At 65.9% G+C, this 13,416-nt stretch carries 13 protein-coding genes; all 13 read right to left on the reverse strand.

All coding sequences use genetic code 11. From position 1 onward, the window contains the following. Nucleotides 1-9: 9 nt before the first annotated feature. Genes BLQ85_RS15720 through BLQ85_RS15780 form a run of 13 tightly spaced genes read right to left on the reverse strand, consistent with a single transcriptional unit; the run spans nucleotide 10 to nucleotide 13,340 of the window. Nucleotides 10-789 carry an ABC transporter ATP-binding protein gene (locus BLQ85_RS15720; RefSeq protein WP_074578160.1) on the reverse strand — a complete coding sequence of 260 codons (780 nt, stop codon included), beginning with the start codon at nucleotides 787-789 and terminating at the stop codon, nucleotides 10-12. Continuing rightward, nucleotides 786-1,502, reverse strand: a complete 717-nt coding sequence (locus BLQ85_RS15725; RefSeq protein WP_074578161.1) for a hypothetical protein — start codon at nucleotides 1,500-1,502, stop codon at nucleotides 786-788. The genes BLQ85_RS15720 and BLQ85_RS15725 overlap by 4 nt, the downstream gene beginning before the upstream one ends. Continuing rightward, entirely contained in the window at nucleotides 1,492-2,298 is an 807-nt protein-coding gene (locus tag BLQ85_RS15730; RefSeq protein WP_139201011.1) for a hypothetical protein, read from the reverse strand. Before BLQ85_RS15730 ends, BLQ85_RS15725 begins: the two co-directional genes overlap by 11 nt. After that, nucleotides 2,295-3,098, reverse strand: a complete 804-nt coding sequence (locus tag BLQ85_RS15735; RefSeq protein ID WP_074578163.1) for a type II secretion system protein — start codon at nucleotides 3,096-3,098, stop codon at nucleotides 2,295-2,297. The genes BLQ85_RS15730 and BLQ85_RS15735 overlap by 4 nt, the downstream gene beginning before the upstream one ends. Beyond that, nucleotides 3,095-4,408 carry a hypothetical protein gene (locus BLQ85_RS15740; protein ID WP_074578164.1) on the reverse strand — a complete coding sequence of 438 codons (1,314 nt, stop codon included), beginning with the start codon at nucleotides 4,406-4,408 and terminating at the stop codon, nucleotides 3,095-3,097. The genes BLQ85_RS15735 and BLQ85_RS15740 overlap by 4 nt, the downstream gene beginning before the upstream one ends. Beyond that, nucleotides 4,405-4,848: a hypothetical protein gene (locus tag BLQ85_RS15745; RefSeq protein WP_139201012.1), complete on the reverse strand. Its 444-nt coding sequence runs from the start codon at nucleotides 4,846-4,848 to the stop codon at nucleotides 4,405-4,407. The genes BLQ85_RS15740 and BLQ85_RS15745 overlap by 4 nt, the downstream gene beginning before the upstream one ends. After that, entirely contained in the window at nucleotides 4,845-5,519 is a 675-nt protein-coding gene (locus tag BLQ85_RS15750; RefSeq protein ID WP_074578166.1) for a hypothetical protein, read from the reverse strand. Before BLQ85_RS15750 ends, BLQ85_RS15745 begins: the two co-directional genes overlap by 4 nt. Further along, nucleotides 5,507-7,009: a hypothetical protein gene (locus BLQ85_RS15755; RefSeq protein WP_074578167.1), complete on the reverse strand. Its 1,503-nt coding sequence runs from the start codon at nucleotides 7,007-7,009 to the stop codon at nucleotides 5,507-5,509. Before BLQ85_RS15755 ends, BLQ85_RS15750 begins: the two co-directional genes overlap by 13 nt. Continuing rightward, nucleotides 6,996-8,201 (reverse strand): type II secretion system F family protein, encoded by a 1,206-nt coding sequence (locus BLQ85_RS15760; RefSeq protein WP_074578168.1) that lies wholly within the window; start codon nucleotides 8,199-8,201, stop codon nucleotides 6,996-6,998. The genes BLQ85_RS15755 and BLQ85_RS15760 overlap by 14 nt, the downstream gene beginning before the upstream one ends. Nucleotides 8,202-8,234: 33 nt before the next feature. After that, the gene (locus tag BLQ85_RS15765; RefSeq protein WP_254806451.1) at nucleotides 8,235-9,920 is read right to left on the reverse strand and encodes a GspE/PulE family protein; all 1,686 of its coding nucleotides are present in this window, start codon (nucleotides 9,918-9,920) and stop codon (nucleotides 8,235-8,237) included. Nucleotides 9,921-9,939: 19 nt separating this feature from the next. After that, the gene (locus BLQ85_RS15770; protein WP_074578169.1) at nucleotides 9,940-10,665 is read right to left on the reverse strand and encodes a tetratricopeptide repeat protein; all 726 of its coding nucleotides are present in this window, start codon (nucleotides 10,663-10,665) and stop codon (nucleotides 9,940-9,942) included. 13 nt (nucleotides 10,666-10,678) lie between these two features. Continuing rightward, entirely contained in the window at nucleotides 10,679-12,580 is a 1,902-nt protein-coding gene (locus BLQ85_RS15775) for a type II secretion system protein GspD (RefSeq protein WP_074578170.1), read from the reverse strand. Between the two features lie 19 nt (nucleotides 12,581-12,599). Beyond that, the gene (locus BLQ85_RS15780) at nucleotides 12,600-13,340 is read right to left on the reverse strand and encodes a prepilin-type N-terminal cleavage/methylation domain-containing protein (RefSeq protein WP_074578171.1); all 741 of its coding nucleotides are present in this window, start codon (nucleotides 13,338-13,340) and stop codon (nucleotides 12,600-12,602) included. Nucleotides 13,341-13,416 lie beyond the last annotated feature (76 nt).

A 13,416-nucleotide genomic window follows, 5' to 3' on the forward strand; every position in this document is an offset into this window, starting at 1 on the left:
CGGCCGGTATCAGCTTGCTGAAGGCAATGCCTCCATAGGCGCCAGCCGGGCCGCTTGCACCACCGACAAATAGGCTTCTTCCAAGCCGCCCGGCCCATGCTGCACCAGCCATTCGTCGACCGTGCCTATGAAGCGCAGGCTGCCCGCATGCAGGATGGCGACGCGATCGGCCAGGTCCTGCACGTCGGCCAGCGAATGCGTGCTCATTAGCACCGCGCAGCCGGCATCGCGCTGCAGGCGCAGCTGTTCGCGCACGCGTATGCGCGAGAGAGGGTCCAGGCCGCTCATGGGCTCGTCCAGCACCAGCAGGCGGCGCCGCGCCAGGAAGGCCGCGGCCAGGCCGATTTTTTGCGCCATGCCTTTGGAGCATTCGCGCAGCGGCCTGTCCAGCACGCTGGCCTCCAGGTCCAGTTCGGCCAACATGCCGGGCAGTCCCAGCTGCGGAAACGGCAGGCCGTGCAGATGCGCCGCCAGCCGGAAATAGTCGCGCGCATGCAGCCAGCCCGGCGGCGAGAAACGCTCGGGCACATAGGCCAGCTGCTCGCGTGAAATCGGCCGGCCGTGGTCCTGTCCAAAAATGGACAAGGTGCCCGAGGTCGGCGCGGCCAGGTCCAGCAGGCATTTGATCAAGGTGGTCTTGCCCGCGCCGTTCATGCCCAGCAAGGCCAGGCATTCGCCGGGATGGACTTGCAGTGACACGCCGGCCAGCGCCGTGCGCGCCCTGGATGCGCCATAACGTTTGTGAACCTCGCCGGCCTGCAGCGCCGGATGTTGTTGCGGGGCTTTCATTTCTGCTCCAGCTCCTTGAGGGTTTGCGTGAGAAAGCGCAGTTCGTTGTCGTCGTGGATCTGCCCGCTGGCCAGCAGCGCGCCCAGCAGTGCCCTGGCGGTGTCCAGGTCGTTCTGGCCCATGCGCAGGAAGATTTCCATCTGCCGTGCCCAGGCCGGCACCTGCGGCAAACCTTCGGCGTACTGCCGCAGCTCGGCGGCATAGCGCAGGGCCAGCGCCGGGTCTTTCATCTGCACCTTGGCCACATAGGCCACATGCGCCATCCAGCGCCAGCGGTGCAGTGGGTCTTGCGGATACTGGCCGGCGACGAAGTCGGTCATCAGGCGCTGGCGCTGCAGGTCGGGCACCTGGGTATAGAGCCGCGCGGCGGCCAGCAGCGGATACTGCCCCAGCGGGTCGAGCTGCAGGATGTGGCCCAGCCAGGCCACCACGTCGCCGTAGTCGAGTTCGCGCCAGGGCAGGCTGAGGCCGGGCTGCACGTCGTGGGCCTGCAGGTACAAGTCCAGCATCTTGGCCAGCGGCACGGGATCGTCGAGAGACGCGAGGCGCGATGCGGTGACGCTGGGCGGACGGCCCAGCGGCTGCGCGCCGGCCTCAGGCACGCCGCGCCATAGCGCCAGCGCCACCTGGCCGGCCAACAGCACGGCGAACACGGCCACCACACGCGCGGGCGCGCGGCGTGGGGTTCCGGTGCGGCGTAATTCAAACTTCACGGCGGTACAGGTCTATCAGGGAGGCACCCGCGCACAGCGCCGCATACCAGAGCGCCCAGCCGAACTGCAGCGCGAGCAGCGCGCCCTGCACAGGCCCGCCCAGCGCCCAGGGTGAGGGCGCAAAACCCGCCAGCGGCGGCAGCAGCCAGCCCAGCAGGTCAAAGACGGCGCGGCCCGCCACCACGTCCCACGAAGCGGCGTCCTGCCCCACCGGGTGTGCCGCCATGAAGCGCGCCACGTCCAGCAGCCGCGCCCACAGGTAAAACGCGCAACAGCCCGCATAAGCCGGCAACACGCGGCGCAGGCCCAAGGCAAAGAACAAGGCGGCCGCCACGACAATGCTGAGTTCCAGCGCCAGCGATGCGCCCCAGGCCAACACGGCGGCGTGGCCGCCCGGCACGGCCATGGCCAGCATCACGCCCGTGGCCCCCGCGGCCGCAAGCCAGGCCAGCAGCATGTAGCCGGCCTGCCGCCCCATCACAAACTGCGCGCGCGATAAGGGAAAAGCCAGCAGCACTTGGAAGAAGCCGCCTTCCATGTCACGCACCGTGCTGGAGACCACAATGAGCGCGAGCGCCAGCACCAGGCCCAGGCGGTAAAGATGCGCGGCCAGCGCGAGCCGGGTCTCCTGGCCTTCGGTCACCGCCATCGAAGCGGCGAAGGCACCGAGCGCGTAGACCGCTGTGAGAAAAAGCAGCAACAGCCGCGCGCTGCGGCCGCGCCAGGCTTCGATGAGGGTGAGGCGGATGAGGGCGGTGAGGGGGGGTAGCTTGGGTAGAAAGGTTTGCATCATCATGGCGTCCACTTTTCGGCGGCGAGGAGCTTGGCGGCCAGCAGGTTGGCGGGCATCCAGACCATGAGGTCGTCGAACTCGCCTGCAGGGTGTGTCGCGTCGGTACGAAATCGGAACACGAAGTTGCGGCGGCTGGCTGCGGTACCACCTGATGCACTCGGAAGGTTCTGGATTTCGTCGCTGAGTGCAGGAGGCGCGGCAACGTTGGTTTCGCCGTCCATCGAGATTGCTCCCCGCCCGTTTTTTCCGTGCGAATACACCACGAATGTTGCATTGGTTGCCGGTTGCATCGAGGTGGCGCCGGAAAAACAGCTGGGAATGTTACCGATCACCTGCGTGGTACACGTGATGGTCAGGTTGCTGTTACGGAGCTGGGTAGCCGTCAAGGCACCGGTATTGGTTAGTGGCGTTGAGACCGCGTAGCGCAACCTATTGCCCCACGCGTCCGCACCAGAGACACCCAAGGTCGCCCAGGGCAGGTACCCCCAGCTGGCGTCCGTGAGATCAGAAAATGTTGGAGCAGGGTGAGGAGCGCATCCGTTCACTGCATCGTACGTGCTTGCCACGCCATCACTTCCAGCAGCAGGGCAAGGCAGGCGCTGATTCAGCAAGGCGTAGCCCAGAATGGCCTGCTGAGCGGTTTCCAGTGCTGCCTGAGTGGTGGCTGTTGCCTTCTGCTCGAGCATTCGCGCCACCGGAACCATCAGCCCGCCTAGCAACAGAGCCACAATGCCCATCACAAGGGCCAATTCCACCAAAGTAAAGCCTTGCTGTCGCGGGCATGGAAGCACACGCACTGTCATTTCAACTCCTTCAGAACGTCGTTGGACTGGGGTTGTTTGTCGGGTGTGATTAGCTTTCTGGTTTGCGTCGAGACTTTTGGGTTGGTGACTAACTCTATGCCGTTGTCCGTGCCATTAACGCCAGCTTCGATGCACTCCAATTTCAGCACCGCATCGAAGAGCAATGTCTTACTACAGTCTTGACCGGACAACGCTCGGCCGCGCGCGAGAATCACGCCGCTCACAGGGAGGCTCGCGGCGCTCAGTAATGTGCCGGGGAGACAAGTCGACGCAGTAGTCGCCACCGGCATATCGAAGGCGCAACCCGGGGCAACCGCATAGAAGGCCAATTTGTGCCATTCATCCGTCTTCAGAGGTCCGCTGAGATCAAAACTCAGCATTGAGCCCACTGGTGCACCGGGGTCGGGATCGGGATAGTGACAATAAAGCGGGAAGAAGCCACTGTACTGCCCAGCCATGCAGCCACCTCCCGGTGTATTCGCCGCGAGCGGAAGCCGGCCCTTTGTTGTTGACGACAGCGAATTCAGCGCGGTTTTTAATGCCTCGGAATTAGCTCGCATGGCGACTGCCGCGAATTCCTCAGCGGTGATCCAGATGAGTTGATGGGTCAATGAGGCCTTGTCCGGTGCGAGTTCCGTCGCGCTCGAGAAATTGACCAAAGTAATCGCGTTAGTCGCGGGTGCGGCATTACTGGAACCCAGGTAGCCCGCCGCGTCCTGGGCTGCGTCTTCTGTCGGGCTTGTCGCGCAAGGCGGCGCGCCGCTGGTGCTGGTGCCGTGCGACTGCAAACCTGTCTGGGCTGACCGGGCAAACACTACCGCAACCACCTTGTCTGCCAGGATATGTCCCGCTTCATCTTTGATGGTGATCCCGCCATCGGTATCTGCGTTGACGCCGGTTGTTGTTTCAGATGCGGGGGCGTTCTTGAACTGGCCGTCAACGGCATACCAAAGACATTCACCATAAGCGTCCCGCAGGGGCGGCAAGCTCAGCGCGTTCCAGGGCAGCAGTCCCAACTGGGTATTGCCCGCGAGCCCGCAGGGCTTGGCCGTGCCTCCAGGAATTGGATCTACGTCGGCCTTGCCATCACCGGTAATGTTGGGGCAGGGCAAGCGCGTATTCTTGCTGCTCAAAGCAGTTTCCACCACATACGCCAGCAAGGCTTCTTTGGCCTGCCCCAGGACTACCCGGTTGATGGCTTGTTTCGACGGCGGCGGGTCACTCGCCACCCAGGCGGCCATGACGCCAAAAACGCCAACCGCGATCAGCACGATCATCAGCAGCGCGACAAACCCCCTTTGCGCTTTCATCTCGCAGCCTCCGGTTTCACCGCCCCCGATGGCGCTGAGGCCGCGGCGGCCGCGCTGCTGAGCGGCCGCATCAAGGTCTCGCCAATCGCCGCGCGTTCAATCTCGCCGTCCTGCAGCGGCATTTCCACGCCCAGCACCCGGCCCTTGGGATCGCGGCGCACGCGTACGCCAAAGGGCAGGTCGTGCTCCAGGTAGGGCGTGCCGTTGATCCAGACGGTGGTCTTGCCCTGGGGGCGGACCGCGATTCCGTCTATACGCAGCATGGAGGCCAGGGCGCGCGCGGCCGCTTCCTGCGGCGCGGGCTGGCCGAAGCGCCTGGCTTCCATTTCGGCCCGATCGGCTGCCGTGTAGAACAGCCGCCCCAAGCCATCCGGTGCGGCCGCGGCGTACAACGGCCATATGCAGCCGCCAAGCACCAGGGCCCTTGCTATCGCCTTCATGCTTTGCCCCCCGCCGCGCGCGCCGGCGGTTCATAGACGCGCAGTGTGTTCCAGATCAAGGTGCATTCGGCCTTGATGGCCGCGCCGCCGGAGCGGTTCATCTCGCAGCGCTCCACGCTGACGCGGCCCAGCTGCGCCTGTGCCAGTTCTTCCAGCACACGCAACATGTCGTCCTCATGCACCAGGGTCATGGTCAGGCGCATGCGGGTGGCGAACAGCTCGATGCGCCGGCCGCCTCCCGCCGCGCCGAGCGGGGACAGGGCCGCAGGGCCGGCCGCGGCTGTCTTTTCGGTGGGCTGCACGGTCTGGGCTTCTATCGTGTACTGCAGCTTGAGGCCCGGCCAGCGCCTTTCCATGCCGCGCAGGCGTTCTATCCATTCGAGCCGCTTTTCTTCGCCGTAAAGGCCTTGCGATTGCAGGTTTCGCAGCAGCGGCAGCAGGCGCTCGATGTTGTCCCTTTCCCGGCCGCTGTTGAGAAAGCGCTGGTGGCTGGTTTGTTCCGCCTTGCGCTGGCGATCCAGCCGCGCGGCTATATCCGCGCGCCACCAGTGGAAGGCGCCCGCCAGCAGCAGCCCCAGCGCTGCCAGGGCGCCGGCCTGCAGCGCGGCGCGCCGCAAAGGCGGCGGCCATGCGCCGGGGTGCCAGGCCTGGCGTGGTGCTACTGGCTCCATACCTTGACCTCAAAACCGAGTTCGGCCTTGTCCTGCTGGCCCGAACCGTTGATGCTGGCGCTGCTTTGCAGGTCTAGCGGTACCTTGAGCACCTCGGCTGTCAGGCCGGCGGAGGCCAGGCTGGCGGTAAAGCGCGCCATGGCATCGCGCGTGCCGCGCAGGTCGTCGGGCTGCAGGCCGCGCACTTCGCCGCGTATCCGCAGCGCGGGAGGATTTGCGGGACCGGAGGCGTCCTGTTCCCAGTGCAGTTGGTCCAATTGCAGCTCGGGGTGTTTCTCGAGCACCTTGCCCGCCGCGGCCAGCAGCGCGCGCGGGCCGGGCGGGGAAGGCGCCAGGGTCCTGGTTTTTTGCTCCAGTGCGAGTAGTTCGTCCGCCTTCAAGGGGGATGCGGGAAAGGTGGCGGCTTCGCGCTGGTAGCGGGCATCGAACTTGCGCGTGCTGGCGGCCGCGTCGTTGAGCTCACCGGCCAGCGGCCACAGCGATACGGCCAGTCCGGCCGCGTAAAGCAGGCAAGCGCCGCTGAGGCCGCACCCTGCCAGGCGCATGTTGCGCGCCATGCGTGCTACCCAGTCAATCCGCAGCAGCGCGGGCGGCGCCAGCTGGTCCGGCGGCGTGCCGCGGGCGAGGGCAAACACGAACAGCAGCCGGGACAGCTCGGGTGAATCGGCCCAGGCCGGCGGCAGCTTGAGCGCCCGGGCGACGGCATCGGCCCGCAGCAGGTGATGGATGTTGTGCGCCGCGTCCGGGCCGGACGCGGCCTGGCTGTCCATGCCGGGAGGACCGACACTCACCACGTGCAGCGGTGTCTTGTCGCGCATGAGGATGCCGTTCTCAAACAGGTATTCCTTCAGGCGCGCGGTTTCCTCGCGAAGGGCGGGCAGCCAGCCGGCGCCGGTGGCGTCGGTGCGCAGCGCCAGGCGCGAGAAGCAGGGCCGGCCGTCTATCACCACACATTGCCGCAGCCCGGACGGGTGGGCCGTGGCCAGCACCACCGGCCCGCGGCGGGGCAGCTTGAGCCGGCGCAGCAGCGGTGCCGCCAGCATGATGGGGGTGTAGACGCCGCCCAGCCGGGCCTGCGCGCCCTCCAGCGCCTCCAGCCAGGGCATCACGCGGCCGGCGTTGCCCAGGCTGTAGCCTAGCACCCGCAGCTTGCCGGGGCGGGAGCGGCTTGCGCCTTGCAGGGAGATCCAGCGAAACGGCGACTCCATCGCGAAACGCTGCTGCATGCGGGCCAGCCAGGCCTTGCGCGCCGCGCCGCGCAGGGGCGGCATCACGTCGCCCCAGAATTCTTCTTCGGCATAGTCGGCCAGCACCAGCCAGCGGCAGGCCGGGTCGCTTCGCGCATGGTCGGCCAGGGCTTCGGGCTGCGTCCATCCCTGTTGCGGGCCTTCTTCCTCGAGGCCGTGGCGCGCCACGGCATAGACGCGCGGCTGCTCGCCTTCCAGGTGCAGGATGCGCAGCGGTGCAGGGGCGGCTTCAGAACTTCGCATTGGTGATCACCGAGTCGTACAGGGGGCCCAGCGTGCAGAAGATCACGGCGCCCAGCATCAGCCCCAGCACGACGGTGAGCACGGGTTGCAGCGTGGCCTGCAGGTTTTCAACGGATTCGCGCGCCTGCCGGGTGTAGAAATAGCTGACGTTTTCTAGCGCTGCGTCCAGCGAGCCGGTGGCTTCGCCCACGCGCAGCATGCTGACCACCATGGGCGGAAACATGGTCATGCCGGAAAACGCGGCACTCAGCCCCCGGCCCTGCACGATGCTGCCGTGCGCCACGGCCACGGCCTGTGCCACGGCGCGGTTGCCGACGGCGATCTCGACCACCTTGAGCGCTTCCACCACCGTAATGCCGGCCGCGTAGAGCAGCGCCAGCACATAGGCAAAACGCGCCAGCGCGATCTGGCGCAGCACCGGCCCCACGACGGGCAGCTTGAGCTTGAGGCCGTCGACCACACCGCGCAGGGGGCCGGGTATGCGCGCGAGCGTGGGCAGCAGCACGGCCGACAAGACCAGCCCCGCCACGATCTTGCCCACATGGGCCTCGACAACTTCCGATATCTTGATCATGAGCACCGTCTGCCAGGGCAGTTCGATGCGCATGACCTTGAGCAGGCTGGCGACCTGGGGGACCAGGTAACTCATGAGGAACAGCGTGACGCCGGTGATGATGACCAGCGCTGCGCAGGGGTAGATCAGCGCCTTGCGCGTCTGCGAGGCGATTTCGTGCTGCCACTTGAGCGTCTCGGTGAGCTTGGCGAACACCTCGGGCAACTGGCCGCTGCTCTCGCCGGCGCGCACCAGGCTGATATACACCTCGTCGAATGCCGAAGGATGATCGGCCATGGCCTGCGACAGCGTTTTGCCCGAGCTCAGGCCCTCGGCCAGCCCGCTGATCACCTGGCGCAGCGCCGGGTTGCCCTCGGCGCTTTCCATGTCGTGCAGGGCTTCCATGAGCGGCACGCCGGCGCGCAGCATCATGGTCGCCTGGAAGCTGAAATTGACGAGGTCCAGCAGGCGGATACGGGCGCGCAGCAGGCGCAGCGAGCCACCCTGGGAACGTGCCTTGACCAGTAGCAGGCCGGATTGCTCCAGCTGCGCGGCCAGCGCGCCCGCGTCGGTCGCGGCGGTCTGGCCGCTGACGCGCGCGCCGTCGGCAGCCAGTGCGGTCCATTTGTATCGCGGCATGGCGGTCCCTGTCCTCTTTTTGTCTGCCGCGCGTCAATGCGCCGCGAGGTTGACCACGCGGCCGACCTCTTCGACCGTGGTGTGGCCGGCCAGCACGTAGCGGATCGCATCGTCGCGCAGCGAGGTGAAACCCTCGGCGCGCGCATGGCGCGCGAGCTCGATGTGGCTGGCGTGCTTGGCCACCAGGTGATCCAGGGTTTCGTCGAAACACAGCACTTCCATGAGCAGCACCCGGCCCAGGAAGCCGCGCTGGCTGCAATGCGCGCAGCCCGCGGACTGGTACAGGGGGTGCTCGTCGTCGGGCAGCTCGAGCAGGATTTTTTCGTGCGCGGTGGGCGGGCGGCGCGTCTTGCAGTGCGGGCACAGGCGCCGCGCCAGGCGCTGGCCTATCACGCCTATCATGTTGCCCGCCAGGATTTCGGCCGACACGCCGATGTCGCGCAAGCGCTGCACTGCGCCCAGGGCCGAGTTGGTGTGCAGTGTCGCGAACACCTGGTGGCCCGTCATGGCGGCGCGAAAAGCCATTTCGGCCGTTTCCGAGTCGCGGATCTCACCGACCAGGATCACGTCCGGGTCTTGCCGCATCAGGGCACGCACGCCTTCGGCAAAACCAATCTTGTCGGTCACCTGGGTCTGGCGTATCAGCGGCAGGGGGTATTCGATGGGGTCTTCCAGCGTCATGACGTTGACCGCTTCGGTGCTGATCTCGGCCAGCATGGAATACAGCGTGGTGGTCTTGCCGCTGCCGGTGGGGCCGGTCACCAGCACAATGCCCTCGGGCCGGTTCATCAGCGAGTGCAGCCTGTCCATGACGGTTTGGGTCAGCTGAAGCCGCTCCAGCGGGACTATGCTGCGGCGCCGGTCCAGCAGGCGCAGCACGATGTTCTCGCCATGGGCCGTGGGCAGGCAGGCGGCGCGAAAGTCGATGCGGCTCGCGCCCACCTCCATGGAGAAGCGGCCGTCCTGCGCGGCCCGGCTTTCGGCGATGTTCATGCCGGCCATGACCTTGAGCTTGACCGCCAGGGCCGGCCACATCGAGGCATGCAGCAGGTGCGCCTGCACCAGCACGCCATCCACGCGGTTGCGCACGCGCAGCAGATGTTCGTCGGGCTCGAAGTGGATGTCCGAGGCGAGGCTGTCGTAGGCGTTGTGGACGATGGCTTCGATCAGCTTGTCCACCGGCGGCTCTTTGCCGCTGGCGGCGAGCAGGGCGTCCACGTTGGGGCGTTCGCCGTAGACGCGGTCGATCTCGCGTACCAGCTCGTCCGGTGTCGCCAATGCCAGGCGCACACGGGGCACGCCCTTGGCGCGCAGGTGGGCGCTGATCTGGTCCAGCGCCACCAGGTTGTCGGTTTCGTCGACGGCCAGCAGCAGCTCGCCCTGGGCCGTCATCTCCACCGGCAAGACGCCGTGCTTGCGCGCCAAGGGTGCGGCCAGCAGTTGCAGCACGGTGGGGTCGGGGCGCCGGGTCAGCAGGTCGACTTCGGGCAACTGGTGCAGCTGCGCGCGCAAGGCACGCAGCTCGAGTTCGCCCACAAAACCCAAACCGGCCAGTTGGGCATGCAGGCTGCCACCGCGCAGGCGTTTTTCGGCCAGGGCGATGGCCAGCTGGGAGGACGAAAGGCGCCGCTGCTGGAGCAGGGCTTCGGCCAGCTCACGCTCCGCCTTGCGCATGGCCACCGGCTGGTCCTGCTGGTGGGGTGGGGGTGCCAAGGACATGGGCGGCTACTGTTTGAGTTCAGGAGGCCGGCGCGGCTAGCGCGCGCAGGCGGTTGCGCACCGCTTCCTGGTTAAAGGCGGCGGGCTGGCGGTAGGAAAGGTTCAGGGCCTTGACATAAGCCCGCATGGCCTCGGGTCCCTGGCCCAGGCGGTCCAGCGCCAGCGCGAAGTTGTAGAGGTAATCGGGCTGGCCGGGCTCCAGTGCCGCCGCGCGCTCGAAAGACAGGCGCGCCTCGCCCCAGCGGCCTTGCTCGGCATGGATCACGCCTAGCGCGAAATGCAAGGGGGCGTTGCGTTCACTGCGCTCGGCCAGCAGCTTGAAACGGGCGGTCGCATCGCCGGGAATGCCGCCTCCCACCAGGTATTGCGCGGCCAGTGCTTCGGCATCGCGCGGGTACAGCTCGAGCAGGCGGCGTAGCGCGGCCTGCGCACCCTGGTGGTCTTCCAGCCCTTCCTGGCTCCAGGCCAGGCCTATCAAGGCATCGCGCAAGGCACCGTCGCGCTTCAAGGCCTGCTCATAGGCGCTTCGTGCTTCACCGTAACGTCCGGCTTGCAGGGCTTCATAGCCGCGTTTGACGTCGGCGTCCACCACGGGTGCGGGCTTGCGGCGGGTGATGCGGATGTCCGGCTCGCGCGATACGGCCGCGGCCTGGGCTGGCGCGGCGGCATTTGGCTTGGCTTGGCCCCACGCCAGGGGAGCGGCGCACAGCAGCAGGAGGGGCAGGAGGCTAAGGGAGGGCTTCATGGGCTTTGTCGAGTTAGCGGGATGGCGGCGTTTCCAGCGGCTTTCGGCCCATGGCCTCCGGCGCCGCGTCCTTGAAGAAGCCGGACGTGGGCAGCAGCGGTTTAAAGGCCTTGTAGTCGCCGTTCAGCGAGGCATCGCCCACCACCACGGGCCGCAGAAATACCACCAGCTCGGTCTTGCTGCGCGTCTGCTGCTTTTGCTTGAAGGCCTCGCCCAGCAGCGGGATGCGGCTAAGGCCGGGCACCGCGTCTTCGCCGTCATTGCTCGCGTCCTGCATCAGGCCGCCCAGTACAGCGATCTCGCCGCTTTGCACGCGCAGCACGGATTCGAGTTCGCGCGACTGCACCACCGGAATGCGGTTGACGATGGGTGGGGTCGCCGTCAGCAGCGCGGGGTTGGGGTCTATGATTTCGCGCACCACGCGGCTGATGGTGGGTCGTACGTTGAGCGTGACTTCTCCGCTCTCGGCTACCTGCGGCGTCACGGTCATCACAAAACCCACGGGCACCGAATTGAGGTTGGAGGTGTAGGTGGGGGGCGAAGTCTCAACCAGCTGCCCGGTAGTACTGAGCGTGCGCACGGCCGGCGTGAAACCGATGGTGACGTAGACATAGTTGTCCACCACCTTGAGGGCGGCCGTTTGGTTGTTGAGCACCGATACCTTGGGGCTGGACAGTACCCGCGTCTGGCCGAAGGATTCGAGCAGCGAAATAATGCCACTCCAGTCACCGCTGCCGCTGGTGTAACTCATGCGCAGCAGCGAGGCATCCTGCGTGCCGGAAAACGAGCCCGTGCCCGAGGGTAACATCTGAAAACTCAGGCCGCGCAGCAGCCCTCCCTGCACCACTTTTTGCCAGTTGACGCCTTGCTGGGAGGCATTGGACAGCGTGACTTCAACAATGGTGGCCTCAATCAGCACCTGGCGCCGCGCGCTGGCACTGATTCTGTCAAGGAATTGCCGGAACTGCTCGTGGCCGCGTGATGTGGTGTAGACCGACAACTGGCCGGTTTCGCGGTTGACCACGATGTTGTTGGCGCTGGAACCGGAGCTTGCCGTAGCGTTTCCGGACGCGCCAGCCGAAGACGCTGAACCGCTGCCGCATTCGACTTTGTCCGCGGTGTCTTTTGTCCCGAGCACTTGCTTGAGGACATCGGACGTTTCGTTGGTGGCTGATCGGGTCGTGGCGGTACCGGTGGCGGAAACGCTGGCCGGCGCGGCGCGCGTAAGCTCCATTGCGATGCGCAGCCTGTCGTCGCGTTCTCGGTCGCGGTCCTGCTTCTGGGCCGCGTCTTCTCTTTGCTTGAACTCCAGGTTGGCCGCACCGATGATCAGGCAGGCATTGTTGATCAGTGTGTCCCAGAACTGATTGTCGGCGGCATTGCTGATGTTGGCGTTCGACGAGCCTGCGGTGGTTCCATTGTTGAGTTGGGAAGATACGGAAGTCTGGCTGGACGATTGTCGCTTCAGGTTCACATAGTCCACCGCATAGTGGGCCAGGTAGGGCGTGTCGCGCTGCAGGCGCACCGTGTTGCCCGTCATTTCATAACGCAGCTCGGCCTGCTGCGCGATGCGTTCAAACAACTGGGGCAGGGTCTGGTCGGTGGCATTGAGGGTGACCTGGCCGGCCACCGAGGGCGCGATGTCCACGTTGAGCCGGTTGTCGCGCGCCAGCGCGAACAGCAGGGTTTTGACCGGCACCTCGCTGACCACCACACTGAACAGTTCCTGCTGCGCCTGTGGCTGGGGCGCCGCCGGCAGCGCCGGCAGGCGCACGGGCCGCAGCGCCGTTGGGGCTGCGGGTGCCTTGGCCAGTTCGGCCATGCCTATGTGCTGCTGGCTGGCGGGTGGCGGCGGCACCGCGCAGCCGGCCAGCAGTGCGGCGGCAAAGCCGCTTATGGCGCGGACAGGGTTCATTGGGACATCCTGCAGAAAATCAAAGCAGCCAGGCACCCTGGCAATTAGCCTGGCTGGGGTTGGCCCATAAGCCATCGGCAGGAGTGGCGCCAACTGGAGGGGGAACGGGAACGGGCGCGCAAATTGCGCCAGTTGCGGTCGTACCTGCCGTCTCGAAAAACCGGAGCTGACCGTTTCCGGGCACTCCGTCGTCGGCTTTTCGATCCACTTCGGCCAGAACTTGTGAGGGGACGGTTTCTCCTGTCGTGAGAATCAGGCGGTTAAGGCCTGCATTCGTATCAAGCCAGCCACCGTTGATTGCGTTGACGCTGGCGACGAAACCGGCGCTGACGAGACCGCCGTACACATTGGTGGGGCTATTGGCGATGGTGGCCGCACCATTGCCGAGTACAGTCATACATGCACCGCAGGAAAGAAAACCCGCAGCCGTGAGATTCTGAAAAAAGAGAATGCCTTCGGAACCCCATGTGATGACTCCAGTCCCTGGATTGACAGCCGAAGCCACTGCACCATTTCCCACGGTTGCGGCTTGGGCCCCCGTCAAATCACCCGGTAGCATGCGATAGCGGTCCATAAAACCGATATAGGCCGTCTGGATAGCCGACTTCTGGTCAATGATGTTGCGCACGCGCGCCGACTGGATCAGCTCCTGGCCGCGCAGGATGCCGCCTATGAGCAGGCCGACGATCATCAGCACGATGGCGATTTCGACGAGGGTGAAGCCGCCTTGGCGGCGGGTATTGGATGAACAATGTTTCATGATGCTTGGCTCCTGTTGATGTTGGCGATGGCAAGGGAACTGAGGGGGAAACCAGAAAGAGAAGGCGAGGCCAGGC

The organism is Polaromonas sp. JS666 (genome assembly GCF_900103405.1).
Taxonomy (GTDB): domain Bacteria; phylum Pseudomonadota; class Gammaproteobacteria; order Burkholderiales; family Burkholderiaceae_C; genus Polaromonas.

What these genes read in the sequence shown, in the direction of transcription:
- BLQ85_RS15775 (WP_074578170.1), bottom strand. Translation starts at nt 12,580, where the DNA reads ATGAACCCTGTCCGCGCCATAAGCGGCTTTGCCGCCGCACTGCTGGCC.
- BLQ85_RS15730 (WP_139201011.1), bottom strand. Translation starts at nt 2,298, where the DNA reads ATGATGATGCAAACCTTTCTACCCAAGCTACCCCCCCTCACCGCCCTC.
- BLQ85_RS15745 (WP_139201012.1), bottom strand. Translation starts at nt 4,848, where the DNA reads ATGAAGGCGATAGCAAGGGCCCTGGTGCTTGGCGGCTGCATATGGCCG.
- BLQ85_RS15750 (WP_074578166.1), bottom strand. Translation starts at nt 5,519, where the DNA reads ATGGAGCCAGTAGCACCACGCCAGGCCTGGCACCCCGGCGCATGGCCG.
- BLQ85_RS15780 (WP_074578171.1), bottom strand. Translation starts at nt 13,340, where the DNA reads ATGAAACATTGTTCATCCAATACCCGCCGCCAAGGCGGCTTCACCCTC.
- BLQ85_RS15720 (WP_074578160.1), bottom strand. Translation starts at nt 789, where the DNA reads ATGAAAGCCCCGCAACAACATCCGGCGCTGCAGGCCGGCGAGGTTCAC.
- BLQ85_RS15735 (WP_074578163.1), bottom strand. Translation starts at nt 3,098, where the DNA reads ATGACAGTGCGTGTGCTTCCATGCCCGCGACAGCAAGGCTTTACTTTG.
- BLQ85_RS15740 (WP_074578164.1), bottom strand. Translation starts at nt 4,408, where the DNA reads ATGAAAGCGCAAAGGGGGTTTGTCGCGCTGCTGATGATCGTGCTGATC.
- BLQ85_RS15770 (WP_074578169.1), bottom strand. Translation starts at nt 10,665, where the DNA reads ATGAAGCCCTCCCTTAGCCTCCTGCCCCTCCTGCTGCTGTGCGCCGCT.
- BLQ85_RS15755 (WP_074578167.1), bottom strand. Translation starts at nt 7,009, where the DNA reads ATGCGAAGTTCTGAAGCCGCCCCTGCACCGCTGCGCATCCTGCACCTG.
- BLQ85_RS15760 (WP_074578168.1), bottom strand. Translation starts at nt 8,201, where the DNA reads ATGCCGCGATACAAATGGACCGCACTGGCTGCCGACGGCGCGCGCGTC.
- BLQ85_RS15765 (WP_254806451.1), bottom strand. Translation starts at nt 9,920, where the DNA reads ATGTCCTTGGCACCCCCACCCCACCAGCAGGACCAGCCGGTGGCCATG.